Below are 24,927 nucleotides of genomic sequence, written 5' to 3'. Positions count from 1 at the left end.
CAATGCGCATCTCCCTGACACTACAGCAGCAGGCTCATGAGCTGGAAACAGATCTGGATCAACCGCTGCTGACATTGTTCAAGGCGAAGGGCCTACCGGTCAGGGAAGCGTGTCGTAATGGTAACTGCGGTGTCTGTCGTTGCCGTCTGGTCAGCGGTGAAGTCGACTATCAGTCACGTAAGGTTTATGGCTTGCGCGAGGAGGAGATCAGTGAAGGCTTTATTCTTACCTGTATTGCTTATGCTGTCACTGATCTGGAGCTGGATGATTTTTTACCGAAGTTACAACGGCTGGACTGAGAGGCGGGAGTACCTTTATCACTAATCCTTTGTAATTTTGGCAAGCAACCTTTTACTGTCAACTGGCTTGACGATGAAATCAGTGGCCCCCGCCTCTATGGCCTCCATCACTGTGTCCTTTTCTCTTTTGCCCGTCATCATGATGATCTTCATGTCCGAATAACCGGGAATTTTCCTGACCTGCCTGGTGGCTTCGATTCCGTCCATTTCAGGCATCACGATATCCATCAGGATCAGATCAGGCTTTACTCTGCGCAGTGCAGACAGGGCTTCAAATCCATTGGCAGCAAAGACAGGGATAAAATTTTGTTCATTCAGCATTTTCTCCATCAGTCGCTGTTGCAACTTGTCGTCATCAACGACAAGTACAGTCGGACGAATGGCGTCGGCAAGCTCGCCTAATGATTTTATTGACTGAATATAAGGGTTTGAATTGAGTCGGAAGGACTTACTCCATTGGCGTAATGCTTCAACGGCTACTGAAACAGCATTCAATCTGTTGATGATTTCGTTTTGCCTGTCATGGTCATCAGAGCCCTCAGCAGTTGAACTGTTTTCTGGCATCTGTTCTGTTAGCCTGCTTAGTAACTCTTCGAGATATTTTTCAATCTCGCTGGCTTGCATTTTCAGCCCCTGAAGAAACTGCTCACCCTGGCTGAAATTTTCTTCAAGTGCTGAGTCAAAGCCTTCAAGATTCCTGATGTGACTGTTGAATTCACTTAATGGCGGCTGTTGAGTGTCTGAGGCTTTCAAATCACGCAGTGCATGATGGATCGTCATCGGGAGGCGCAACATGTCAAAAGACAGTGGCCAGAACAGAACATAATCATCATAAAAGCCATTTTTACACAAGAGGTAGGCCTGCTTCAGTTCTGACTTGTTACATAACACTATCGTTCGGTAGGGTTTCTGATGCAGTGAGGGGCATTGTCTGGATAACAGTTGCAGATAGCGTTCTGCTTTTTCCAGTGCATTGAATGCAAGCAGCAGGATGGTAGGGCTCAGGCGCTCAAAGTCCACGCTATAGCACTCTGGATCTGTCGATGAGTTGATATCTTCAAACTCATCCTGCAGCATCTCGGTAATGATGTCAGCATCTTTGATATTGTCAGTCGCTATCAGAATCTTGTGGTTGCCCACCAGAGTGCTCATCTCACCCCTCCTGAGTATTCTCCGGACATAGCTTATTGACTCTTTCTGCCCAGTTGCCCATCCACTCCTGGATTTTGTGAGGAGGCATGGGCCTGGCGATGAAATAACCCTGTGCGAGATGGCAGTGACGCTGCCGGAGGAACTCCCAGTCTGCAATATCCTCAACACCTTCCGCTATGACAGTCATACCCAACTGGTGGGCAAGGCGAATACTGGCATCGAAGATTGCCCGGGCAGTATCCCTGGAGTGGGCTCCATGAACGAAACGCTGGTCTATCTTGAGTTCATCAAAGGGAAGGTCGTTCAACTGAGCCAGTGAGGAGTGCCCGGTTCCGAAGTCATCAATCGAAAATCTGAATCTATTGAGTTTCAAACGAGCCAGAACTTCAAGGGGCGCTCTTTGATCGACCATCAGTTTTGACTCCGTTACCTCCAGCACTACTGCCTCTGGTTCCACACCTGCTTGACAGGCTTCGGCGAGTACCTGCTCGGCAAACGACAGCTTGGACAGATTGTCCATGGATATGTTGATGGCCACATTTATGTCCAGCTTGCTGTCTTGCCATGATTTGAGCTGGGTCAGTGCATTTCTGAGTACGACTTGGGTCAGGTCATCAATCAGGCCTTCGTTTTCTGCCAAGGTGATGAACTGGTCAGGAAATACCATGCCATCTGTAGGATGTTGCCAGCGAATCAATGCTTCAAATCCAGACACCTTACCATTACGGATACAGACTTTAGGCTGATAAAAGTTGATCAACTGATTATTTTCAATTGCCTGTCGCAACTCATCAGCATGATAGTTTTTCTTTTCGGTAGCTGTGCTACTTGCTTCAACTGGCGACCAGCGATACAGCAGTTCCATGAGTGAATCAGGGTCAATGGGCTTGCTCAGATACCCCAGTACAGACAGTTTGTGCGCCCGAGCCATTTTTTCAACACTTTGCAGGATGCGTTTATCTTCACCGCTGAAAAGAATCAGGCTACCTTTAAACTGGTGGTCTACCAGATGCCGGACAAATGCCATCCCATCCATGCCCGGCATATTGAGATCAGTCAGGATGAGATCAAACGGTTGCTCCTTCGAGCTTATTGCGTCGAGTGCATCATAGGCACTCAGACAGTTGGTGACAGACTTACATCCCTGTCGATTCAATTGATGGCTGATCAGTTTCAGCATCAAGGGATCATCATCCACCAGTAGCACTTGAAGAGCAGAGAGATTGCTCATTGTGGTCCTCCTTGCATCAGTTATCATCATGCTGGGACAGTTGCGCGCTCAAAAAGTGATCAACACGAGAAATTTCATCTTTAAAATCGGGCAAAAGTTCATCAAGCAGCGTTGTTTGCATGCCTCTGGCAGCCTGCTCAATCGACTCGCATAACTCGCCTAGCTGCATTGCCCCAAACGAGCGTGCTGAAGATTTCAGTTTGTGTGCTGCCGACTCGGTCCGCTTCAGGTCCTCTGATTCGTAACCCTGTATCAGCTCCTCGGCAATTTGTGTGGCACTTTGCTGAAAATCCTGTAAAAAATCGCGGATAGTATCCGGATCATTTCCTATCATCTTCTCCAGCACATTGAGGTTGAGAGGTGAGTCAGTCGTGTGACGACCATCAGAGATCCCGGGTGTAGCCGGTTTGATTGCCGGGATCCATTGCCTGAGTGTTTCCTTGAGCTCCTTCAGGGTAGCGGGTTTGCTGAGGTATCCATCCATTCCACTGGCCAGGCAATGTGCCGCCTCGCTTTTGAGGGCGTTTGCAGTCAGGGCAATAATCGGTAAATGTTCAGCTGCAGTTTCTGCCTTTCTGATCGCCCTTGTCAGCTCATATCCATCCATTTCCGGCATATGCAGGTCAGTGATCAGGAGTGCATAGTGTGTCTGCTCAAGTCGTTGCAGTGCTTCTCTGCCATTGCTGACAATATCTGCGGTATAACCCAGCAAGCCGAGCTGCTGGCGAATGACTTTCTGATTGGTTTCATTATCTTCTGCGACCAGAATCAACCGGCCAGCCAGTAATGCGTCATCACGCGACAGAAGCGAAGTGGGTTGGGATATCTGCTTAGGTGTTCTGATATTCAGGTAACTGTTGCGTCCGGTTGCCAAGCACACTGCCTGCAGGAACACTTTCCGTTTCAATACATGAGTGTCAATCTCTGTGACACCTGATCTTATGGCTCGAGGTGTCTTGCGCTGGCCGTGCCCCAGTAACAGAAATGGGATGCCAAGGCTGGATTGTAGTTCAATCAGGGCATTGCGCATCTCTACCGGGCCGTTACTCTGTGCATTGTCAATGATCCAGAGATCGCCAGGTGACATCTCTTCATGCAGTGTTGGTTTTGGCAAGATGGATGCAAGAGAAGATGACCCCAGAAGCGTTGCACCGGATGCCACAAGGTAGGCAGACAGATCCTTGATAAGCGTGTCGGAATCGCTGAATATCCTGCAGTGCAGGCCATCCAGCTCCAGATGCCCCGGTTGAGGGGCTTCAGTGATGCTGTCGGGTAAGCCGAAAGGCAGGTTCAGTATAAAGGTTGATCCCTGTTCCGGCTCACTTTGCACGCTGATACTGCCAGCCATCAGCTTCGCCAGATTGTGGGTGATGACCAGTCCCAGCCCAGTGCCGCCAAAGCGTCTGGTGGTTGATGTATCCGCCTGAGTAAAGGCAGTAAAAAGGCGGTCGATGGTTGGTTGATCCATACCTATGCCGTTGTCTATCACCTCGAATCGTATACTGGCGCGCTCCTGGCTCAGGTTTTCACATATGGCACGTACCTGAACACGCCCTGTCAGATCAGATCTGGATGAAAACTTGATGGCATTACCGGCGAGATTCAACAGCATCTGACGTAGACGCAAAGGGTCACCTGCCAGGGTCAGCGGGATTGCAGGATCTGTGAAAAGTGTCAGTTCAACACCCTTTTTAGCGGCAAGACGGCGCAGGAGTGTGCAAACCTTTTCCACCACCTCTTCAACCGAGAAGGGCACCTGCTCCATCTCCAGAGAGCCGGCTTCAATTTTGGAAAAATCCAGAATGTCATCAATGATGCTCAAGAGTGAAAAGGCCGAGTCGTGTATCAGTTCGACCATCTCCAGTTGCTCGGCTCCCAGGCTGCTCTGTTCGAGCACTTCGACCATGCCGATAACACCGTTCATCGGCGTGCGGATTTCATGGCTCATGGCAGCGAGGAAGGCCGATTTCGCACGACTGGCATCCTCGGCGGCCTGCCTGGCATCCTGAAGTTCCTGACTTATCCGTTTGTGTTCTCGAATATCGCGCAGGATACCTGTGAAGAAAAGCTCACCATCAAAGGTATATTCGCTGACCGCCAGCTCAAGTTTGATGATCTCCCCTGATTTATGGCAGCCCTCGACTTCACGACCTGTGCCGATAATGCGTGCTTCGCCGGTTTCTCTATAGTGTCTTAAATAATCATCATGCTCATTTTTATAGGGCTCCGGCATGAGCATGGATATGTTCTTCCCCAGCAGCTCTTCTCGAGTGTAGCCAAACAGCTTGAGTGTTGCCGGGTTGGCTGCTCTGATGGTGCCCTGGCTGTCGATGGTAATGACACTCTCAACCAGATACTCGATGACAGAACGTATCTCTTCCTCTTTCGATGCGAGGGTGCGGGCTGCTGTTTCCAGTTCAGCAGTGCGCTCGGCCACACGCTGTTCAAGCGTTGCCAGTAGTTCATTCAGCTCTGCCTGCTGTGCAATCACTTTTTTTTCTGCATTTTTTCGAGCAGAAATATCCTTGATGAAAGCAATAATGTATTCAACAGACTCATTATCATTGGTTACCAGTGATGCAGATAAGTTTATCCATACAGTCATCCTGTGCTTGTGCATCAGTCTGAGGTCGAGGGTTATATCTGATTGACTGCCTGACAGGAGGGCTTTGATCTGAATATTTTCCTTTTCAAGGTCCTCTGAGTGAACGTAATCAGCCATATGTTTGCCGATAAGTTCAAGCGATGAGTAGCCACTGATGTCGCACATTTGTGGGTTAACGCGAAGCAGTCTGCCATCCTCAGACAGGTGTACAATACCCACCGCAGCGAGCTCGAAGGTAGCGCGAAATTCACGCTCACTCTTGCGCAGGGAATCCGTGCGCTCTTTGATCATGCCCTCCAGATTCTGATTCAGCGTCTGTATCTCTTGTTCTGCTAGCTTTCGTGTGCTGATATCAATACTGGAGGGGATCAGTCTGATAACCTGGCCGTCGTCATCCAGCACGGGAGCCAGTGAAAAATCGACAGGGATAAGGTTTTCGCCTTGCATTCGAATCCACAGGTCAAACCTCACGGATTCGCCTTGCGAGGCTCGTTTTATTGCGCTTCTAACCTGATTCTGCACATCAGGAGAGTAGGAAAACCACCAGGTATCCTCCAGTTTTTTACCGATCACCTGATCAGGGCGAAGACCTGCGGCTGTCAGCGCTGTCTGATTGACTTCACGCAGTACGCCGTCGGGTGCCATTTCGCCAGCATAAAAAGCCATGCCATTGAGAATGTCCTTCACTCTCTGTTCACTTTCATTCAGTTCGGTGGTCCGTTCTATGACTTCTCGTGCGACCAATACACGCTGGCCCGCTGAGGCAAGCACAAATAATGAACTGAGAAGAGATACCAGCACAATGACAACCAGATAGGTTTGATCTGTCGCGGATTGGCCGGAAACTCTGGGTGAAAGATTCCATAACTCCAATTCCAAGCCTTGAAAAGCCAGTTCAAACATTTGATATGATGAATCCGGAGTGTCAGAGCGATTGGCCGGTACTCCATGCTCCATCAGCGTACGGCGGGCATCAGGAAATGTTGTTCTTGTCAGGCGATAGCCCAGCGACTGCCTGATGAGTGGGTTTAGCAGCGTGAAATCGTGCTCAAGATGAAATACACCTATGACAAAACCTTTTAAAGCTGCCCGCCTGTCGCCAATGCTGGCGATCTCAGGAATGAATCCATTCTTGTAAACCGCTAGGTAAACCTGCCAACTATCTGCACTAAAATCGGCGGTGGAGAACAGAGTGGGTCGTTCTGAGAGGGTTACCTGACCACTGTTCATTGCATGCTGAAGTGAGCTGCGGTCGGTGTGGTTAAGATCTGTGCCAGGCTTGATGCTCTGTTCGACTGACGATTCAATATAGAGAATCGGGTAGTATTCATATGATATTGCTGGCAGTTTTGCCTGGTCCACTCCTGATATCTTGGCTCCTGATATATTGAAAGCATTCGAGGTTGCCTGCTGAGTACCCATTTCAAAATCGATACGTTCGCTCTCACTCACTCTTGGTACCCAGGCCAGAGCCTTCAGCCCTGAATGCCCGATCAGTCGTCTGGTGAAAATAGCGAATTCCTCAGCCGTAACCTGTTCACTCGCCTCCAATAACCCTACAGTGCTTTGAACCGAAGTGATCAGATTTTCAAGACTGATGATGATGCGGTCTTTCACGCTTTCTGCTGCTTGATTGAATTGCTTTTCGGCGTCTGACTGTTCGGCTCGGTTCAGAAAGTGATAGGTGCCTATCACAAGTCCCGCCGTTATCAACAGCGGCACAACGATCTGTAACTTTCGCCCATACCATTCGTTGTGGTTTGGTGACAGCATCAGAATGAACAACGGTGCAAACAATAGTACTCCGAGGCTATCGCCAGACCACCAGATCAGCCAGGTACCCCTCAGATGAGCGCGGGGCAGGTCTTCGATCAGGTACAATCCGGAGATGCTGATGCTGGCCGATATAATACAGGCCAGAGGTCCGGCTATGAGCAGGAATAACAGAATGTCTTTTTCATAAGCCAGTGTGGTTGAGGTCGTAAAGAAAGGTCTAACCAGTCTCGCACCCAGTACAGTCTGCAGGGTGGCGCCGGTGGAAATGATCATTAACAGTGTCAACAGGGAGAGCGTCAGATCCTGGCCTGACAGCAATAAACGATCGGTCAGCAAATACACCAGGCAACCCAGCCAGATCCCCGGCCAGTACTTCAGGCCCCAGCATAGCAGAGCGGCAAGTCCGAAACCTGCTGCTGGCCAAAAAGGAGATGCCTGAGTGGGGCTGAGAGCCAGCAACAAGCCCAGATGTGCCAGAAGGAAGTATCCCGCTGCAACTATAATTAACTTGAATAGGCTGGTGGCGCTGACTGTAGATGGTTTTTGCAAGTCGGCAGCGTTGTTCTGAGCATTGTTTTCAACAGGTGTGGAAGTCAAGCTCCTATCCCTCTCGCTTAGGTGTCTGACTATCAATATGTGATTTCAAGTCAGCCTTCTTGCTCCTTGCCTATGAGTTGGTTTACACAACAGTTGGATTGTTTTATCCATCAGAAAATGGAGCAATGTGAAGGTTGCGCACATTGTACTCAAGTGAATTAGCACACATATGATGTACGCTAGCGCACAAAACTAGTCTAGCACACAATTTAACCATTACCGTTTGTGGCTAATTTAGCATTTCAAGTTGAATGAACGGGGTTTAACTGATGCCAGAGCGTTTCGATTGCCGGCTTCTTGATCAGCGCGCAGCGATAGAGCCGGATCTCAAGGGGTGTCTGCCATTGCGCAGAACCACAGATTACCAGTCGCTTCTCCTCCAGCTCACGCTCAATACACAGCCTTGGCATCCAGGCGATACCACGCCCCTGCAGTGCCATCCCTTTCAACCCCTCTGCCATGGCTGTCTCGTAAACAGTTTTCAGCCGCAGGCGAACCGGGTCATGCTTCAACAGAAGACGGACCGTGCGGCCAAGAAAAGCACCTGAGGTATAGGCGAGATAGGGGAGAGGGTCTTCGTTCTGGGCGTCCAGACAGTAGATGGGCTCACCATCCGCATTCGGTTTGCATACCGGCAGCATCAGTGTTTCGGAGAGCTGAATCGATGGAAATATCGCTGGATCCAGTTGCAGCGTCGCGTAAGAATCATAATAGACCTGCATCAGATCACACTGTCCTTCGCGCAGTGCCACGATGGCATCTTCGACATTCATAGCCACCAGGCGGATGGACAGATTATGCGTCAGATCGCCCAGTGTACTGAGCCAGTCAGGGAAGAAGGTGAACGCGAGCGAGTGTGCTGCAGCTACTTCGATCACCTGCTGCTCATGTGGCTGCAGGCCTCGTAATCTGGCGATACTTTCGTGCAGTTGGCCGACAATACTGCGAGCGGTCACCAGAAAAAGCTGTCCCTCAGGCGTCAGGGCAACCGGTGTTGTTGATCTGTCTACCAGAGTGACACCCACAGCGTTTTCCAGCGATTTGATGCGTCGGCTGAACGCCGGTTGTGTTACGTGGCGGCGCTCAGCCGCGCGTGAAAAACTCTGCGTACTGGCCAGCGCCAAAAAGTCTTCCATCCAGCGTGTTTCAAAATCCATCAAGTGGCCCTGTCGCTTGCGTTATTATGCATATATTGCATACTGTATCTGATAATAGCATTGGATAAACTGTCTATACAGGCGTCAGAATAGCGTTTCAGTTGATTAAACAATGATTGTCATCAGATCAGGTAACCGAAACATCATGAACCCCGTTCCCCGTCAGGAAGAGATTCTCAGCCAACCGCACCGTATTGAAAAAGACCTTTTGGGCAAACTGGCTGTGCCAGCCGATGCCTATTATGGCGTACAGACTCAGCGGGCACTCGAAAATTTTGCTCTCACCGGTGTGCCTATTGCTCATTTCCCCAAGCTGATTGTCGGGCTGGCTATGGTGAAAAAAGCAGCTGCTGCAGCCAACTGCGACATAGGCCTGCTTGAAACAGACAAGTATGAAGCGATTGCAGCAGCTTGTGATCGACTGATCAATGGAGAGTTTCATGACCAATTCGTGGTTGACATGATTCAGGGTGGCGCTGGCACCTCGACTAACATGAATGCCAACGAAGTGATAGCGAACGTTGCACTGGAGGCGATGGGGTATGCAAAGGGTGCATATGAACATCTGCACCCTAATAATGACGTTAACATGTCACAATCGACCAACGATGCCTACCCGACCGCTATCCGTGTCGGCTTGCAGTTGTCTCATGCCGAGCTGGTGGATAGTCTTGCGCTGTTACAGGCCTCGTTTGCCGGTAAGCGTGACGAATTTCATGATGTAATCAAGATGGGGCGCACGCAGTTGCAGGATGCAGTCCCCATGACGCTAGGGCAGGAGTTTGGTGCCTATGCTACAACGCTGGGTGAGGATATAGACCGAATTGCCGGGATGATTGATCTTCTGCGTGAAGTGAATCTCGGTGGTACAGCGATCGGTACCGGCATCAACTGCGACCCGCGCTATTCCGAGTTGGCGGTCAACCATCTCTCCGAAGTCTGTGGCCACAGGATGCGCCTGGCTGCGGATCTGATCGAAGCAACTTCGGATATGGGTGCATTTGTACTTTTCTCCGGCATGACCAAACGTCTGGCGATCAAGCTATCAAAAATCTGTAATGACCTGCGTCTGCTCTCCAGCGGTCCACGTACCGGCTTCAATGAGATCAACCTGCCCCCTCAGCAGCCGGGTTCCTCCATCATGCCGGGTAAGGTGAACCCTGTGATACCGGAAGCGGTGAATCAGGTGGCTTATCAGGTGATCGGGAATGATCTGGCGATCACCATGGCGGCGGAAAACGGTCAGCTGCAGCTGAATGTCATGGAGCCGCTGATCGCCTATAAAATACTGGAGTCCATGCGCCTGTTGCGCCGTGCGATGGATATGTTGCGTGAGCGCTGCATCGATGGCATCACGGCGAATCGTGATCGTTGCCGTGAAATGGTGGCCAACTCCATCGGTCTGATCACCGCATTGAACCCCTATATCGGTTATGACAATGCCACGCGTATCGCAAGCCTCGCGCTTGAGTCAGGCCGTGGTGTGCTGGAGCTGGTGCGTGAAGAGGGGTTGCTGGATGAGGATGAGCTGGCGGAAATACTCAAGCCAGAAAATATGGTCAATCCTCGCACCATGAATGGTAAGAACAGCAATGATCGTCGTGGCTATCTGCGCATTGGTAAGCGTTGCGTCAAAGCCTGATTTCTGTCAGTAAAGGATGCATTAAATCAGGCACCAGCGTCGCCTTAGCTATCTGTTAAGCGGCGCTGGTGTCTATACCCAGCAATCTGATCAACTGAGGACGGTCAGTTTCAGGCAGAGTATCTGCCAGGGTATATCGATCCAATGTAGCCAGAAAGCTCTTCAGTGCTTCATCAAACACCGATTTGAGATGGCAGGCAGGGGAGATCGCACATTGCCCCTTGTCTGAGAAACACTCTACCAGCTTCATATCCTGCTCTGTCTCGCGTACCAGTGCACCAATGTTGATCTCTGAAGGAGAGCGTCTGAGTCGGATGCCCCCTTTTTTACCTCTGATTGTATCGATATAGCCTGATTTCTGCAGATGATGTACCACCTTTGTCAGGTGGTTCTTGGAGATCTGATAGCTGTCTGCAATCTCCTGAATGGTCACCAGTTTTCCACCTGGCTGCAGAGCAAGGTGGGTCAGCACTCTCAGTGAGTAATCTGTATAGATCGTTATTTGCATGAGACAACTCCTTGATTCAGGCACTCATGATACTTTTTTCACTCGGCTAAAGAAATAAATCAAATACATCAATTCATTTTTTGCTCTTAAAGATGTATATTGAATCTATCTTTAAAAAGGGTATGAATCATACATACCTGAAACGTCAGTGAGAGAGGTTACATCATGAGTATGGCTGAACAGTCACTAGGACAAATTGCGCAGGATGTGCCGGGCGCAACAGCTGTTTTTCACAAATATGGGCTCGATTTCTGCTGTGGAGGAAAAAAATCACTTGTTAAAGCGGCATCAGACAAAGGGTTGGATATTGAGGCTTTGATATCTGATCTGAGCCTTCTGGTTCAATCTGCATCAAGTAATGACGGAAGTGTGACGGGTGATATGGATGATCAGCACCTCATCGAATATATCCTGACACGCTTTCATGATGTGCATCGTGAGCAGCTACCGGAACTGATTCGTCTTGCCAATCGGGTTGAGCTGGTACATCGCGATCACCCTATGTGCCCGGCTGGGCTGGTCGCACAACTGGAAAAAATGAGCGATGCTCTGGAAAGTCATATGCAGCGTGAAGAGCAGATCCTCTTCCCGATGATTGCGCGTGGACTGCACCCTATGGCCCGACAGCCGGTTCAGGTGATGAGACATGAGCATGATGATCATGGTGATGAGCTGGCAAAGCTGGAGCAGATTACACATGGCATTAAGCTGCCGGAGAATGCCTGTAATACCTGGCGCGCCCTCTATCTGGGTCTTCAGACGCTGAAAGAGGATCTGATGCAGCATATCCATTTGGAGAATAATGTGCTGTTTTCAAGAGTGGATGGCCAGATGGGCGGCGCACGCTGACACTGATAGGCTTTATAATATGGGTCGGAGCATAAGGGCTATGGTTAATGGCTATGGTTTAGGGCTATGGTTTAGGACTATGGTTTTAGGGCTATGGGCTGAGCTGTCTGTGTCGAGAAAGCGTTTCAACGTCCCATTAGAATATGTGCTTTCAGCGCCTTTGCAAATGTAAAAACAGGCGAGTCCTCCTGCTCATCTTTTCTGAGCAGGAGGCGCCAGTCAATGTTCAGGCCGGAAACGGTCGTCTGAGCCGTGCAAAGCCCTCCTTGTGCAAGATAGGGCTCAAGTGTCCATGCCGGCATGATAGTAATGCCAAGTCCCGCTCTTACCATACCAATCACCGCATCAGTCACACCGGCCCGGATGACCCTGACAGGCAGGCGGTTATAGCGGCTGAACAGTTGCTCATATTCTCGCCCCGAGTCAGGGTTGGTGTGATGAGTAATATAGGTTTCGGCCGTGATTGCCTCAATCCCCAGGAAAGGTTCGCCAGCCAGTGGATGTCTCTCCGACAGGACCACGCGTAACTCATCCTGAAACAGCGGCTCATTACGAAATCCACTGATCGGGCTCAGATCAGATACAACCGCCAGATCGATACGTCCATCGCGCAGTGCACTGTAAGGGTCCAGTGTCAGGTCCGGGATCACTTCCAGGCTGATCCGGGGGTGCTTCGCCAGGAAGCACTGCATGAATGAGGGTAGCCAGTGGTATCCGGCGAAGGCGTCGTTGCCCAGTCGGATCACATGCTCAATCCCGACCGAGAGTTTGTTGATATCAGTTTCGGCCCGTTCAAGCTCAGCCAGAATCACTCGAGCAGAGTAGAGCAGTCGTGTGCCGGCACTGGTGGATGTCAGTTGTTTGTTGTTGCGGTAGAAAAGCTCCGTACCCAGCAGTCTTTCAGCCTCCTTGAGTCGATGGCTCAGTGCAGATTGTGTCACTCCTATCTGATGGGCTGCATCGGATACGCTGCCGGTGTCGGCGATGGCGGCCATCATCTGCATATGTTTAGTGCTGAGTTTTGTTGTCATGTGTATTAAAAAAATTAATAACTTTGTGAATATTTATGAAATTTACAGTTAGTGGCGCGGTAAGTAAACTGATGAAAGATGATGGCCATGTGTTAAAAGCATGTTTTAAAACGATGTGTTAAAACAATGAGTGTAAGACGATGAGCACAAAAGAGCAGGGAACATCAGGGCAGTCAGGCGCAGTTGATCTGGCAGATGAAGCGGTTCACTGGGATCAGGATATCAGTTACGGGCAGTATCTGGCGCTGGAAAAACTGCTGGATTGCCAGCACCCCAGATCAGATCAGCATGATGAGATGTTGTTTGTTGTGATCCATCAGGCATCAGAACTCTGGATGAAGCTCTGTCTTCATGAAGCCTATGCTGCGGTGGCGCATATCAACCGTGATGAGTTGCGCCCGGCATTCAAGATGTTGAGCAGGGTGGCGCGTATTCAGGAGCAGTTGATCCAGGCATGGGAAGTGCTGGTGACCATGACACCGGCTGACTATGCCAGCTTTCGGCCATCACTGGGTCAGAGCTCAGGATTTCAGTCTTATCAGTATCGTGAGCTGGAGTTCCTTCTGGGCAATAAGAACGCAACGATGATCGAGGCCCACCGTTCCCATCCGCAGCACTATGAGCATCTGAAAAAAGTGCTTAACACGCCAAGTCTGTATGAGATCTGCCTTCAGCTATTGAACCGTCGTGGCTTCGACATTCCCTCCACTCACCTGGAGAGGGACTGGTCAAAGCCCTATGTGCAGGATGAGCGTGTTGAAAAGGCCTGGACGAAAATCTACCAGAACACACATGAATACTGGGATCTGTATGAGCTGGCCGAAAAGCTGGTGGATATGGAGTATAACTTTCAGAAATGGCGCTTCAGCCATATGAAAACAGTTGAACGGATCATCGGCTATAAAAAGGGTACTGGGGGTACGGGGGGCGTTTCTTATCTGGTGAAAGCGCTGGATCTTCAGTTCTTTCCTGAACTGTGGTCTGTGCGAACGGCTATCTGACAAGGGTTCTGCAATGATTCTGTTTATAATAGTTCAGATTTTTATCTATCAACTCCTCGCTTAAACAGAATCACAGCTGTCCGCAGGTTGTCCTTGCCGAAGCGAGACATGCGCGAAAAAGCTCTTCTTGGGACAGGCACGTGTTGAGTATCGAGCAGGGTTTTACTGTCCTCTTCATCCACCTCCGGATCATGCAGGTAGATGTAGTGCTCATCAATCGCGGTGATCACGACCCAGTGCGGGCTTTTCTGACGGCTGAATCCCCAGGAACTGATCAGGATCAGCGGGACGCCGCCGCGCTCTATCGCTTCTGAAACTGCCTCCTGTGTGATATCCACCGTATGGAGTTGAACGTCGGTTTTGGCCAGTTGATCTGAAAAAGACTGATGCACCAGCTCAAGCACTTCTTTCTTTGCTCCCTTGCGAACACCATGGATGAACAGAGGGCCATCTCTGTTGATCCAGAGCTCCACGGCAAACCCTCTTTGCCAGGCAGACAGAGCCAGTCCTCGCGGGCCACAGCCTCCGTGCCCGGTCGTCATGAATATGGAGGTGGCTTCACGCCAGATCTGCAACTCCAACAGGCGAGACATCTCCAGCTCAGGCGACAGGGCTTTCATCGCCATCAGTAATGAGGCAGGGCCACAGGTAAAGGGCAGGGTTTGCTGATAATAGGGAACATCAAGCTTGAGGCCCTGGGGCGGTTTGCGAATCCGTTTCTGGAAGCGCAATGCTTTGGCGTGATCCTCATAGTAGTCTTCATAGTAGCCAAACTGGCGATAGCCATTGCGTTCATACAGACTGATTGCCGCCGGATTATCGGGTCTCACCTCAAGACGAAGCGCCATGCACTCATGATCTATGGCGGCTTGTTCAGCGGCCTGCAACAGTGTCTGGCCCACTTTCTGGCCACGAAAAGCAGGATCAACAGCGACTGAATAAATTCTGGCCAGAGAGGTGCCGCGATGAAACAGGGTCAGTATATAACCCGCGGCCATCTGCACATCGCCCTCTGTCACTAATGCTATGATCAGACTGCAATGCCCCTGCTTCAGCATCCAGCGAAACTGTCTGCGACTCAGTTTGTCACCAGTAAAGCTATTGTTTTCAAGGTTGATCAGTGCAGGAATGTCACTCAGCAAAGCATCACGAATCTCTACGACAGAGCCTGTTTCTGATAGTGAGGTGGTCATACGTAAACAATCCAGGCGTCGGTTGCAGCGTTGTTGCCGTATCTGCCATACAACAAGCTTACGCTGACAGCGAATCGGCTGCCAATGGGGTATGACTTTATTTTTTTTAGCTATTGCAGAGCGCCCTCATCCGCATGATAGTAAGAGCTGTAAGCGGTTGGGTTGATTACAGAGAAACCATCAAGAGAGCACAATGTCCAGATTGAAAATTGTTGTCGATAAACTGGAAGACTGGGTCGCATTCTATCCCACTGAGGATCTGATCACCGCCCATGATTATCTGGCGCTGGGTAGCCAGCCGGATGCTCAACCGACCCAGGTGATCAACCTGTGTCGGCATTATCGATACCTGAGCTATGGCTACTATATTTCCCTGCTGGCCGAAGCTCGCGGGCACCGTGTCATACCGACGATCAGAACAATCAATGATCTGGGTAAAAAGTCTATTTATGGCCTCAATATGGAGAGCCTGAATGACGCACTTAACAAGTTGATCGTGAAAAACCCTCAGCTCAAGTCAAGTCTCGGAGCAGATAAACGTCTTGAGGTGACCATCTGTTTCGGCAAGGCTCTATTTGCACCGCTGGCGGATCTGTCGCGTCAGATCTTCGAGCAGTTTCCAAGCCCCATTCTGAAAGTGACCTTCAGGCAGGTTGATGAGTGGCAGATAGAAACGGTCAAACCCGCCAGTATTGATACATTGGAGGAGCATGAAGAGGATCTGTTTGCCAGCGCTCTGGATGCGTACAGCCGCAAAATCTGGCGCAAACCAAGTGCCCGCAAAAAATATCGTTATGATCTGGCGATATTGATAGATCGTGAGGAAAAAATGCCGCCATCTGATCCAATGGCGCTGAAGCATTTCATTCGTGCCGGTCGAAAGCTTGGTATAGATGTTGAGCTGATTGAAAAGAAAGATTTCAGTCATCTGGCTGAATACGATGGTCTGTTTATCCGTGAGACTACCTCTATCAGTAACCATACCTACCGTTTTGCAAAAAAAGCTGAAGTGGAAGGGTTAGTGGTTATGGACGATCCGGCCTCTATACTCAAGTGCTGCAACAAGGTATATCTGGCTGATCTTTTGTCGGCAAACGGCGTGGCGATGCCGGAAACTCACTTTTTGTATAAGGATCGCAAACGAGAGCTCAAAGCGCTGGCTGATAAATTGACCTACCCCATAGTGTTGAAAATACCGGATGGCTCTTTTTCTCGAGGTGTAGTGAAGGTTGGTGATGCTCAAGCGTTGATTGATCAGGCGAATCTGTACTTTAAGCAGTCGTCGATCGTACTGGCGCAGGAGTTCATGTATACCGACTATGACTGGCGTATCGGGGTGCTGAATCATAAACCGATTTTTGCCTGTCAGTATTTTATGACGAGAGGGCATTGGCAGATCTATAACCATCAGAGTGGGACGGCAGAGTCCGGTGCCTTTACGACCCTGCCGATTCATGAGGTGCCCTCTAAAGTAGTTAAGGTGGCATTGAAAGCAACCCGATTGATCGGGGACGGCCTGTACGGCGTGGATCTGAAACAGTCGGGTGATAAAGTAGTGGTGATCGAGGTGAACGATAACCCCAATATCGATTCGGATGTGGAAGATCTTTATCTGAAGGAGAGCCTGTATCGGATCGTTATGGAGGAGTTCCTGCGCAGAATGGAGCGCAGGCGCCTTGGAATATGAGTAATGATGCTCACGAGTAACGGGGAGAGTTCTTAATGCTGGATGTAATCAAGTCCGTGCTGGCGGCATTTTTTGGCGTGCAATCAGAGGCCAACAGGAAACGCGATTTTGAGGCTGCCTCACCTTGGATGTTTATCGTAGTCGGCATTGTGCTGGCTGCTGTTTTTGTCCTGATAGTTGCCGGTGTTGCCTGGATGGCTGCTCAATAAATGATCAGGCCTGGATGCATGGAAGTGTCGGTTAAATATACAGAATTGATCAATTTTTGTTTTGCACCTTTGGTAGCCATGACGTAGACTCAGGTCGACAATTTAGTTTTATGCTGCATTTCCGACACATAAAAAAAACAAGGAGGGGATGATGAAACGATTCGCCTTAACGGGGATTTGTTTCTTACTGCTGGCTGCTTTTATGGCCGGTAGTACCTATGCTGCATCGATCAATACTTCGACGGGCTTGAATATGCCGCCGGGTGTGACTGATGTCAGTCGCGAAGTCTACAGCCTGCACATGACCATATTCTGGATATGTGTTGCGATATCGGTCGTCGTGTTCGGCGCCATGTTCTGGTCGCTGTTCGCCTATCGAAAATCCAAGGGTTCCAAGTCTGCTCACTTCCACGAGAATACTACTGTCGAAGTGATATGGACTGCTATCCCTCTGGTCATTCTGATCGTTATGGCCGTTCCGGCCACTGCCACACTCAAAAAGATGTACGACACCTCCAATGCTGAGATAGACATCCTGATAACCGGGTATCAATGGCGCTGGCGCTATGAGTATCTGGGTGAAGATGTCAGCTTTTTCAGCAATATATCGACGCCACGTGATCAGATACAGGGCCTTGAAGAGAAGGGGGGCAATTATCTTGTCGAAGTGGACGAGCCTATGGTGGTGCCATTGGGTAAGAAAGTTCGGATTCTGCTGACTGCCAATGACGTGATTCACGCTTGGTGGGTGCCAGATCTGGCAGTCAAGAAAGATGCTATCCCAGGCTTCATCAATGAAAGCTGGTTCACGGTTAATGAGCCCGGAATTTATCGAGGCCAGTGTGCCGAGCTCTGTGGTCGTGATCATGGCTTCATGCCAATTGAAGTCAAGGCAGTACCTCAGGAAGAGTATGATGCATGGTTGGCTTCTCGACGTGATGCAGCTGTTGCTGAAGCAGCCGGTGCAGACCGTGAATGGACAATGGATGAGTTGATGGAGCGTGGTGCCGGTGTTTACAACACCTACTGCGTAGCCTGTCATCAGCCTGAGGGCCAGGGTTTACCTCCTGTATTTCCAGCATTGGCAGGATCGGGTATCTCTATCGATCCCGCTGCACGTCAGGATCACTTAGCTATCGTGGCTTACGGTAAGACCGGAACTGCGATGCCGGCTTTCGGCGACACCTTGTCACCGGCTGAAGTGGCCGCCGTCATCACCTACGAGCGAAATGCCTGGGGTAATGGCACGGGTGATATGGTTCAGCCATCAGAAATCCGCGATCTGCTGGGTCAATAACAAGAGGAATGCTAGCCATGACACCTGAAACTACGCAGTCGGTCAGTCAGCACAGTGTCAGCGATGTTGCCAGCGGACATGATGCCCATGCGCATGGGCATGCTCCCAAGGGCCTGATGCGCTGGTTGCTGACAACCAACCATAAAGAGATAGGCACGCTCTATCTGCTCTTCTCGCTGCTGATGCTGTTTATCGGCGGTACGATGGCGCTGGTTATCCGCGCCGAGCTTTTTCAGCCGGGTCTGCAGTACGTGCAGCCTGAGTTTTTCAACCAGATGACGACCATGCATGGTCTGATAATGGTCTTCGGGGCGATCATGCCGGCATTTGTCGGTCTGGCTAACTGGATGATTCCACTGCAAGTCGGTGCGCCGGATATGGCACTGCCAAGACTGAATAACTTCAGCTTCTGGCTGTTACCCGTAGCCTTTACCACCTTGTTGTCCACTCTGTTCATGGAAGGGGGCGGTCCCAACTTCGGCTGGACGTTCTATGCGCCGCTGTCGACTACCTATGCGCCGCCTTCAACCAACTTCTTTATCCTGTCGATCCACCTGGCGGGTATCAGCTCGATTCTGGGTGCAATCAATATCATTGCCACCATTCTCAATCTGCGTACTCCTGCGATGCGTTTGATGGATATGTCATTGTTTGTCTGGACCTGGCTGATTACTGCTTTCCTGCTGATTGCAGTGATGCCGGTTCTGGCAGGTGTTGTGACCATGATGCTGTTGGATATTAACTTCGGCACCAGCTTTTTCGATGCCGGAGGCGGTGGTGACCCAGTACTGTTCCAGCACTTGTTCTGGTTCTTTGGCCATCCTGAAGTCTACATCATGATTCTACCTGCCTTCGGTATCGTGTCGCTGATCGTGCCTGCCTTTGCTCGCAAGCGCCTGTTTGGCTATGCGTCCATGGTTTATGCGACGGCTTCCATTGCGATACTGTCGTTTGTGGTCTGGGCGCATCATATGTTTACTGTTGGTTTGCCGCTGACGGCGGAACTCTTCTTCATGTATTCAACCATGCTGATAGCTGTTCCGACAGGTGTGAAGATTTTCAACTGGATTGCAACGCTGTTCCGGGGCTCTATCAGCTTCGAAACGCCGATGCTCTTCTCGCTGGGCTTTATCGTCATGTTCACCATCGGCGGTTTGTCTGGTGTGATGCTGGCTATTGTTCCGGCTGACTTCCAGTATCACGATACCTACTTCGTTGTGGCTCACTTTCACTATGTGCTTGTGCCAGGTGCGCTCTTTGCGATCATGGCCGCAGCATATTACTGGATGCCGAAATGGACCGGGCATTACGCCAACGAAACCTTGGGTAAATGGCACTTCTGGCTGTCGGTGATCGGGGTCAACCTGACCTTCTTCCCGATGCACTTTTCTGGTCTTGCAGGCATGCCGCGCAGGATACCGGATTACGCATTGCAGTTTGCCGACTTCAACATGCTGTCATCGGTTGGCGGATTCCTGTTCGGTTTCTCCCAGTTGATCTTCGTGTGGGTCGTTATCAAAGCTGTGCGTGGTGGAGTCAAAGCGCCTGCGAAAGCATGGGAAGGGGCCGAGGGGCTGGAGTGGGCGGTACCAAGTCCTGCACCGCTGCATACCTTTGATACACCCCCTGAGTTTGTTCCGGAGAGAGATTCGCCAAATCGCCACAGTGATCATTGAGTGGAGATGGGAGAGATGACTACACAGCATCAGACTGATGCCCGTAGCGGAGTCAAGAGGACGATCAGGCATACCGTATTGGCACTGATAGCGATGGTGGGTTTCACCATTGCTCTGGTTCCACTTTACGATGTGTTCTGTGAAGTCACAGGCCTGAACGGCAAGACGGCCGATTCCGCACAGGTTATCAGTGCAACTGGCGTAGACACCTCCCGTACGATTCGTGTGCAGCTGGTAACTCGAAGTGCGCCGGGACTGCCCTGGCGACTCGAAGCGATCAATCAGGTAGTGACAGTTCATCCCGGTGAGGTGGCGCAGGCGCGTTTTCGCTTCACCAACACCAGTGACCAGCGCCTGTCTGGACGAGCCGTTCCCAGTATCAGCCCCTCGCAAGGGGCGCGACACTTCAGGAAAATGCAATGCTTCTGTTTTCAGGAGCAGTGGCTTGCCGGCGGTGAAAGTCTTGAGCTGCCACTGGTGTTCCAGGTTGATCCTGCCTTACCGAAAGATGTTGCTACGCTGACTCTGGCTTATACCCTTTACCCAATGGGCGAGGAGATTGCCCTAGGAGGTTTGCATGACTAGTCAATATTATGTTCCACCTACCAGTAAATGGCCGATTATTGCGGTTGCTGTGGTGGGCTGTACGGCACTTGGTGCCGGTTCGCTGATGACGTATGGCAGTGGGCTACCTTTCCTGCTGCTGGGTCTGGTTGGCATCGCATGTGTGATGTACGGCTGGTTTCGTGATGTCGTAAATGAATCGATGGGCGGTCTGTATGATATGCAGATGGATCGTTCATTTCGCCAGGGAATGGGCTGGTTTATCTTCTCTGAAGTGATGTTCTTTGCCGCTTTCTTCGGAGCGCTTTTCTACATCAGAATCTTTGCGCTGCCCTGGCTGGACGGAGAAGGGGCCAAGGGCGTAACAGCTCTGTTGTGGCCTGATTTCACGGCTGCCTGGCCGCTGATGAATACGCCTGACCCCAGTATTGGTGGCCCGGATGCGATCATTAATCCGTGGACACTCCCTCTGATAAACACCATATTGCTGGTTACCTCCAGTGTCACCCTGACTATAGCGCACCATGCGCTGAAAGAGGGCCACCGGGCGAAACTGAAAAACTGGCTGATAGGTACGATAGTGCTTGGCTTGGTGTTCCTGGTAATCCAGGGTATTGAGTATGTTGAAGCCTGGAATCATCTTGGCTTGACGCTGCAGTCCGGCATTTATGGCTCAACCTTCTTCCTGTTGACCGGCTTCCATGGTCTGCATGTCACCATTGGTGCTATTGTATTGATTGTGATGCTGTTTAGGGTGCTGAAGGGGCACTTTACGGCGGATAACCACTTCGCATTCGAAGCGGGTGCCTGGTACTGGCACTTTGTCGATGTGGTGTGGATTGGGTTGTTCCTGTTTGTGTATGTGTTCTAAATCGCACTAAACAAGCTGGCCCTGTGTAAAACCATACACCAGCAGGGCCAGCAGGGTAACAGCCAGTCCCACACGCAGTTTGAGTGATGTCAGTACTCGGCTTGAAGAAGATGCATCTTTCAGGAGAAATCCGGCCCCGGCTGCAAGACTGGCCAACATCGCCAGAAAAACCAGGGCTATAAGGAATTTAAGCATGAGTGTCTCCGGCGTGAAATCGTCGCGTATCAGTCCACCAGAAAAGTCCAGTCGGGTCAAGGCGATTATTAAACTGTTGCTTTGGTGGACTTTCTGGCTTTCGTTGTTGGTTATTGGATTACTGCTGGCGAATTGGCAATGGCATAGAGCAACTGAAAAAGTGGCGCTGATGTCAGCCTGGGAACATGCACCAATCCATATGAACCCGGTAGTTGTACCGGAAAATCTCTCCAGGTTAAAACTTACAGGGTACTTTCTGGAAGAGGAAACACTCTGGCTGGATAATCGTATCCACGATGGCCAGATTGGCGTCGCAGTGTTAACTCCGTTGATGACAGATTCCGGAACCTGGTGGTTGATACAACGGGGATTTGTGCCAACAGGTGTGGATCGTCAGTTTGAGCCGTCGGTGACCACGCCAGTTGGCCAGGCGCTTGTGAGCGGACGATGGCAATCACTCAATCATGGAGGTCTGGTGCTGGGTGACAACCGGGAAGGTAATCGTTTGCAGTCGCTGTCTCTCACGCCCTGGTCACATTTATCTGGTACTGTATTTGAAGGTGTTGTACATCAGGAGTCGGGCGATGGTATGCAGGATGCCTGGTGGGTGCCGAGTCAGATGCCACCCGAACGTCATACAGGGTATGCTGTGCAATGGCTGTGCCTTGCTTTGCTGGCATTGGTGATGGCGGTTATCGGTCATTGGAAATGGTTTAAATATTAACGGCTGCAGGAGAGAGATGTGAGTAGTCGGTTGAAGCTTGTTTTGTTGATACTGGTTCTGGGGGCGCCAATGCCTGTTGCATGGGCAATGTTGCATTGGCAGATAGGTCTGCCTGACAAGCATATTGCGAGAGGGGAGTTGAGCCATCAGCTACCGCCTCTCACACAGTGGCCCATCGAGTGGGTAGAAACAGATGACTGGTGGCTTGTTTGGGCTGCTTCTGAGGTCTGTAATGAGTCCTGCAAGGCTGAAGCGGACAAGTGGTGGCGTATGCATCGCGCGCTCGGTCGCAATGCAGAGCGTGTCTATCGACTTCGTCTGGGTGGCGATATGGAGGCTTTGCCGGGAGAGTTGCAGGTTTCGTGGCTTTCCAACAGGCCGGATTGGGTGGCAGATGGCCAGGTATGGTTGGTTGATCCGCAAGGGAATGTCGTGACGCGTTACGAGCCTTATGTCGATGCAAAAGATGTGCACAAGGATCTCGAACACCTGCTGAAGCGAAATCCGGAGCGATAAATATCAAATCCTGCTTGCAGCGAAAACCTTTCTGGTTTATCACTAGTGTGTGCCTGCTATCAGGCTGAATAACAATAATAAATATTAGTAAAGAGGTCATACATGGGCTCAGGCTTTTCCAGCAGTCAGCTCACCCCGACAGCCTCGATCAGGCGAGCGGCACATATTGCAGCGGCAGGGGTCGGTTTTACGTTCATTGTCATCCTCGTGGGTGTCTGGACCCGCTTGTCCGATGCCGGACTGGGCTGTCCCGACTGGCCAGGCTGTTACGGAGCGCTGGTTGTTCCGAACGCAGATCGCGCCGCCGATTTTGCACCCGATATTCCTCTTGAACCCTTCAAGGCATGGGTGGAAATGTTCCATCGCTATATCGCCAGTGGTCTGGGGCTGGTTGCACTGACGTTGACCTGGATGGCCTGGCGCATGCGCCGTGTAGAAGGGTATCCTGTGCTGGCAAGTTTCATGCTTTTGGTGGTGATCTGCCTGCAGGGTGCTTTCGGAGCCTGGACCGTCACACTCCAGCTCTGGCCTCAGGTTGTTACTCTTCATCTTCTGGGTGGTTTCACTGTTCTTGGTACTTTTTTCTGGCTCTATCGGCGCCTTACCGGTTGTCTTAAAGGTGAAGTTCCACGCCGCAGGCCACCTGTTTTCTGGTGGTTGGCAGCCCTTATCCTTGTCGGACAAGTGGCGCTGGGTGGTTGGACTTCAAGTAACTATGCTGGTATTGCCTGCACGGGGTTCCCGACTTGTAACCAGGAGTGGTGGCCTTCATACATGGATTTTAATGAAGGATTTCATCTGACTCAGGAGATCGGTCCTAATTACCTTTATGGTCAATTACATGCTGGCGCCAGAACAGCGATCCACTACACCCATCGTCTGGGAGCACTTGCGCTGGGGATTTCACTGTTTCTTTTGTTCATGATCTATCGCAATCAACGCAAAACCAGAGCGGTTCTGCTCAGTGCATTGGTTGTATATGCAGCACAGATATCACTGGGCATCATTCTGGTACTCTTTTCAATGCCTCTATCCGTAGCGCTTCTGCATACCGCTGGTGCTGCGCTGTTGTTACTGATTTTACTCAACGCCGGATGGTGTCTGGGTGCTACTCAGTCTTCCTTGTCTTCAATATCATTCAGAAAGGTGGCCCATGCGTAATTCAGAACTGGCGATTGTACGCAAGTTTGATCCTGGTGCATTACTGGGCCTCGCGCGAGATTTTTTTGAACTGGGTAAACCTCGTGTTGTACTGGTAATGCTGGTCTGTACTCTGGTGGGCATGGCACTGGCAGTGCCGGGGCTGCCAGCTATTGATAAAATGTTGTTCGGTCTGGTGGGTATCGGACTGGCATCAATGGGAGCCGCTGCTTTCAATCACTTGCTGGATCAGCGATTGGATCAGATGATGCTTCGCACTTCACGCCGCCCAGTGGCAGAGGGCAGGTTGAATAGTTGGCAAGCGGCGCTTTATGCTTCCAGCCTTTCTGTTGCCGGGTTGTCTCTGCTCTGGTTTGAAGTGAATCCGCTGACCTCCATGCTGACCGCAGCGGCTCTGCTAGGCTATGCGGTGGTATATACGGCATTTCTTAAGCGAGCCACACCTCAGAATATCACTATTGGTGGATTAGCAGGTGCTGCGCCACCATTACTGGGTTGGACTGCTGTTACAGGTAACATTCACTCTGATGCTCTGTTGCTGGTTCTGATTATTTTTGCCTGGACACCACCTCATTTCTGGGCTTTGGCCATCCATAAGCGTGAGGAGTATGCCAAAGCAGGTGTTCCGATGTTGCCTGTCACACATGGCACCGAGTTCACACGACTTCAGATCTGGCTCTACGGCTGGCTCACTGTTGCTGCCACACTCCTGCCATTTGCAACCGGCATGAGTGGCTGGATCTACCTGGTAGGTGTTATTGGATTGAATGCGCGTTTCATGTACTGGAACTGGAAAATCTGGCGTGGGCAGGATGCCACGGCACCACTATCAGCCTTCTGGTTTTCAATTCGTTATATTCTGTACCTTTTTGGTTTGCTTTTGCTCGATCATTATTTTTTTCTACTAATATAAGAGAAGGGAGGATGACGCTTTTCCTGATAAAAATAAAAACAACAGTGTCAGCAAGCCCTATAACCGGGTAGAC

Annotated in this window: 22 protein-coding genes; 14 read left to right on the top strand and 8 right to left on the bottom strand. The window is 50.6% G+C overall.

Annotated elements, in window-relative coordinates; genetic code table 11:
- The first annotated feature begins 2 nt into the window (after nt 1–2).
- Complete coding sequence (locus ACK3CJ_RS12150; protein WP_409522473.1) at nt 3–299, top strand: 2Fe-2S iron-sulfur cluster-binding protein; 297 nt, start codon at nt 3–5, stop codon at nt 297–299.
- A gap of 21 nt (nt 300–320) precedes the next feature.
- Here ACK3CJ_RS12150 and ACK3CJ_RS12145 read toward each other — a convergent pair whose 3' ends face one another.
- The 4 genes from ACK3CJ_RS12145 to ACK3CJ_RS12130 form a co-directional block, all read right to left on the bottom strand.
- Nucleotides 321–1,451, bottom strand: coding sequence for a response regulator (locus ACK3CJ_RS12145; RefSeq protein WP_409522472.1), 1,131 nt, complete (start codon nt 1,449–1,451; stop codon nt 321–323).
- Between the two features lies 1 nt (nt 1,452).
- Nucleotides 1,453–2,682, bottom strand: a complete 1,230-nt coding sequence (locus tag ACK3CJ_RS12140) for an EAL domain-containing response regulator (protein WP_409522471.1) — start codon at nt 2,680–2,682, stop codon at nt 1,453–1,455.
- Nucleotides 2,683–2,698: 16 nt separating this feature from the next.
- Entirely contained in the window at nt 2,699–7,660 is a 4,962-nt protein-coding gene (locus ACK3CJ_RS12135; RefSeq protein ID WP_409522470.1) for a PAS domain S-box protein, read from the bottom strand.
- A 242-nt stretch (nt 7,661–7,902) separates the two neighbouring features.
- Nucleotides 7,903–8,817, bottom strand: a complete 915-nt coding sequence (locus ACK3CJ_RS12130; RefSeq protein WP_409522469.1) for a LysR family transcriptional regulator — start codon at nt 8,815–8,817, stop codon at nt 7,903–7,905.
- Nucleotides 8,818–8,962: 145 nt separating this feature from the next.
- On the opposite strand from ACK3CJ_RS12130, the gene aspA reads away from it, so the two are divergent.
- Nucleotides 8,963–10,459, top strand: coding sequence for an aspartate ammonia-lyase (gene aspA / locus ACK3CJ_RS12125; RefSeq protein WP_409522468.1), 1,497 nt, complete (start codon nt 8,963–8,965; stop codon nt 10,457–10,459).
- 55 nt (nt 10,460–10,514) lie between these two features.
- On the opposite strand, the gene ACK3CJ_RS12120 is transcribed toward aspA, so the two are convergent.
- Nucleotides 10,515–10,967 (bottom strand): RrF2 family transcriptional regulator, encoded by a 453-nt coding sequence (locus ACK3CJ_RS12120; RefSeq protein ID WP_409522467.1) that lies wholly within the window; start codon nt 10,965–10,967, stop codon nt 10,515–10,517.
- Nucleotides 10,968–11,132: 165 nt separating this feature from the next.
- Here ACK3CJ_RS12120 and ytfE point away from each other — a divergent pair, with 165 nt between their 5' ends.
- Complete coding sequence (gene ytfE, locus ACK3CJ_RS12115) at nt 11,133–11,816, top strand: iron-sulfur cluster repair protein YtfE (RefSeq protein WP_409522466.1); 684 nt, start codon at nt 11,133–11,135, stop codon at nt 11,814–11,816.
- Nucleotides 11,817–11,941: 125 nt separating this feature from the next.
- Here ytfE and ACK3CJ_RS12110 read toward each other — a convergent pair whose 3' ends face one another.
- Nucleotides 11,942–12,820, bottom strand: coding sequence for a LysR family transcriptional regulator (locus ACK3CJ_RS12110; protein ID WP_409522465.1), 879 nt, complete (start codon nt 12,818–12,820; stop codon nt 11,942–11,944).
- A gap of 167 nt (nt 12,821–12,987) precedes the next feature.
- Here ACK3CJ_RS12110 and kynA point away from each other — a divergent pair, with 167 nt between their 5' ends.
- Nucleotides 12,988–13,848, top strand: a complete 861-nt coding sequence (kynA, locus tag ACK3CJ_RS12105) for a tryptophan 2,3-dioxygenase (protein ID WP_409522464.1) — start codon at nt 12,988–12,990, stop codon at nt 13,846–13,848.
- 41 nt (nt 13,849–13,889) lie between these two features.
- Here kynA and ACK3CJ_RS12100 read toward each other — a convergent pair whose 3' ends face one another.
- Entirely contained in the window at nt 13,890–15,041 is a 1,152-nt protein-coding gene (locus ACK3CJ_RS12100) for a GNAT family N-acetyltransferase/peptidase C39 family protein (protein WP_409522463.1), read from the bottom strand.
- Between the two features lie 193 nt (nt 15,042–15,234).
- Between ACK3CJ_RS12100 and ACK3CJ_RS12095 the strand changes: the two genes are divergently transcribed.
- From ACK3CJ_RS12095 to ACK3CJ_RS12070, 6 genes are all read left to right on the top strand, one after another.
- Nucleotides 15,235–16,728, top strand: coding sequence for a RimK family protein (locus ACK3CJ_RS12095; protein WP_409522462.1), 1,494 nt, complete (start codon nt 15,235–15,237; stop codon nt 16,726–16,728).
- A 35-nt stretch (nt 16,729–16,763) separates the two neighbouring features.
- Nucleotides 16,764–16,937 carry a DUF2970 domain-containing protein gene (locus ACK3CJ_RS12090; RefSeq protein WP_409522461.1) on the top strand — a complete coding sequence of 58 codons (174 nt, stop codon included), beginning with the start codon at nt 16,764–16,766 and terminating at the stop codon, nt 16,935–16,937.
- A gap of 151 nt (nt 16,938–17,088) precedes the next feature.
- Nucleotides 17,089–18,234, top strand: a complete 1,146-nt coding sequence (gene coxB, locus ACK3CJ_RS12085) for a cytochrome c oxidase subunit II (RefSeq protein WP_409522460.1) — start codon at nt 17,089–17,091, stop codon at nt 18,232–18,234.
- A gap of 17 nt (nt 18,235–18,251) precedes the next feature.
- Nucleotides 18,252–19,910, top strand: coding sequence for a cytochrome c oxidase subunit I (gene ctaD, locus ACK3CJ_RS12080; protein ID WP_409522459.1), 1,659 nt, complete (start codon nt 18,252–18,254; stop codon nt 19,908–19,910).
- Between the two features lie 15 nt (nt 19,911–19,925).
- Nucleotides 19,926–20,495, top strand: a complete 570-nt coding sequence (locus ACK3CJ_RS12075) for a cytochrome c oxidase assembly protein (RefSeq protein WP_409522458.1) — start codon at nt 19,926–19,928, stop codon at nt 20,493–20,495.
- Nucleotides 20,488–21,345 (top strand): cytochrome c oxidase subunit 3, encoded by an 858-nt coding sequence (locus ACK3CJ_RS12070; RefSeq protein ID WP_409522457.1) that lies wholly within the window; start codon nt 20,488–20,490, stop codon nt 21,343–21,345. The genes ACK3CJ_RS12075 and ACK3CJ_RS12070 overlap by 8 nt, the downstream gene beginning before the upstream one ends.
- 6 nt (nt 21,346–21,351) lie before the next feature.
- On the opposite strand, the gene ACK3CJ_RS12065 is transcribed toward ACK3CJ_RS12070, so the two are convergent.
- Nucleotides 21,352–21,540, bottom strand: a complete 189-nt coding sequence (locus ACK3CJ_RS12065) for a DUF2909 family protein (protein ID WP_409522456.1) — start codon at nt 21,538–21,540, stop codon at nt 21,352–21,354.
- On the opposite strand from ACK3CJ_RS12065, the gene ACK3CJ_RS12060 reads away from it, so the two are divergent.
- From ACK3CJ_RS12060 to ACK3CJ_RS12045, 4 genes are all read left to right on the top strand, one after another.
- Nucleotides 21,539–22,264, top strand: a complete 726-nt coding sequence (locus ACK3CJ_RS12060) for an SURF1 family protein (RefSeq protein ID WP_409522455.1) — start codon at nt 21,539–21,541, stop codon at nt 22,262–22,264. The two genes, ACK3CJ_RS12065 and ACK3CJ_RS12060, sit on opposite strands and share 2 nt — an antisense overlap.
- 18 nt (nt 22,265–22,282) lie before the next feature.
- Nucleotides 22,283–22,780 carry a hypothetical protein gene (locus ACK3CJ_RS12055; RefSeq protein WP_409522454.1) on the top strand — a complete coding sequence of 166 codons (498 nt, stop codon included), beginning with the start codon at nt 22,283–22,285 and terminating at the stop codon, nt 22,778–22,780.
- A gap of 102 nt (nt 22,781–22,882) precedes the next feature.
- A complete protein-coding gene (locus tag ACK3CJ_RS12050) occupies nt 22,883–23,941 on the top strand; it encodes a COX15/CtaA family protein (RefSeq protein ID WP_409522453.1) in 1,059 nt (352 codons plus the stop codon).
- Entirely contained in the window at nt 23,934–24,854 is a 921-nt protein-coding gene (locus ACK3CJ_RS12045) for a heme o synthase (protein WP_409522452.1), read from the top strand. The genes ACK3CJ_RS12050 and ACK3CJ_RS12045 overlap by 8 nt, the downstream gene beginning before the upstream one ends.
- Nucleotides 24,855–24,927 lie beyond the last annotated feature (73 nt).

The sequence above is a fragment of the Nitrincola salilacus genome, from assembly GCF_046271865.1.
GTDB classification, from domain to species: Bacteria; Pseudomonadota; Gammaproteobacteria; order Pseudomonadales; family Balneatricaceae; genus Nitrincola; species Nitrincola salilacus.
Note: the sequence above shows the minus strand (reverse complement) of the source record. Positions and strands in the feature narration are given on the sequence as shown.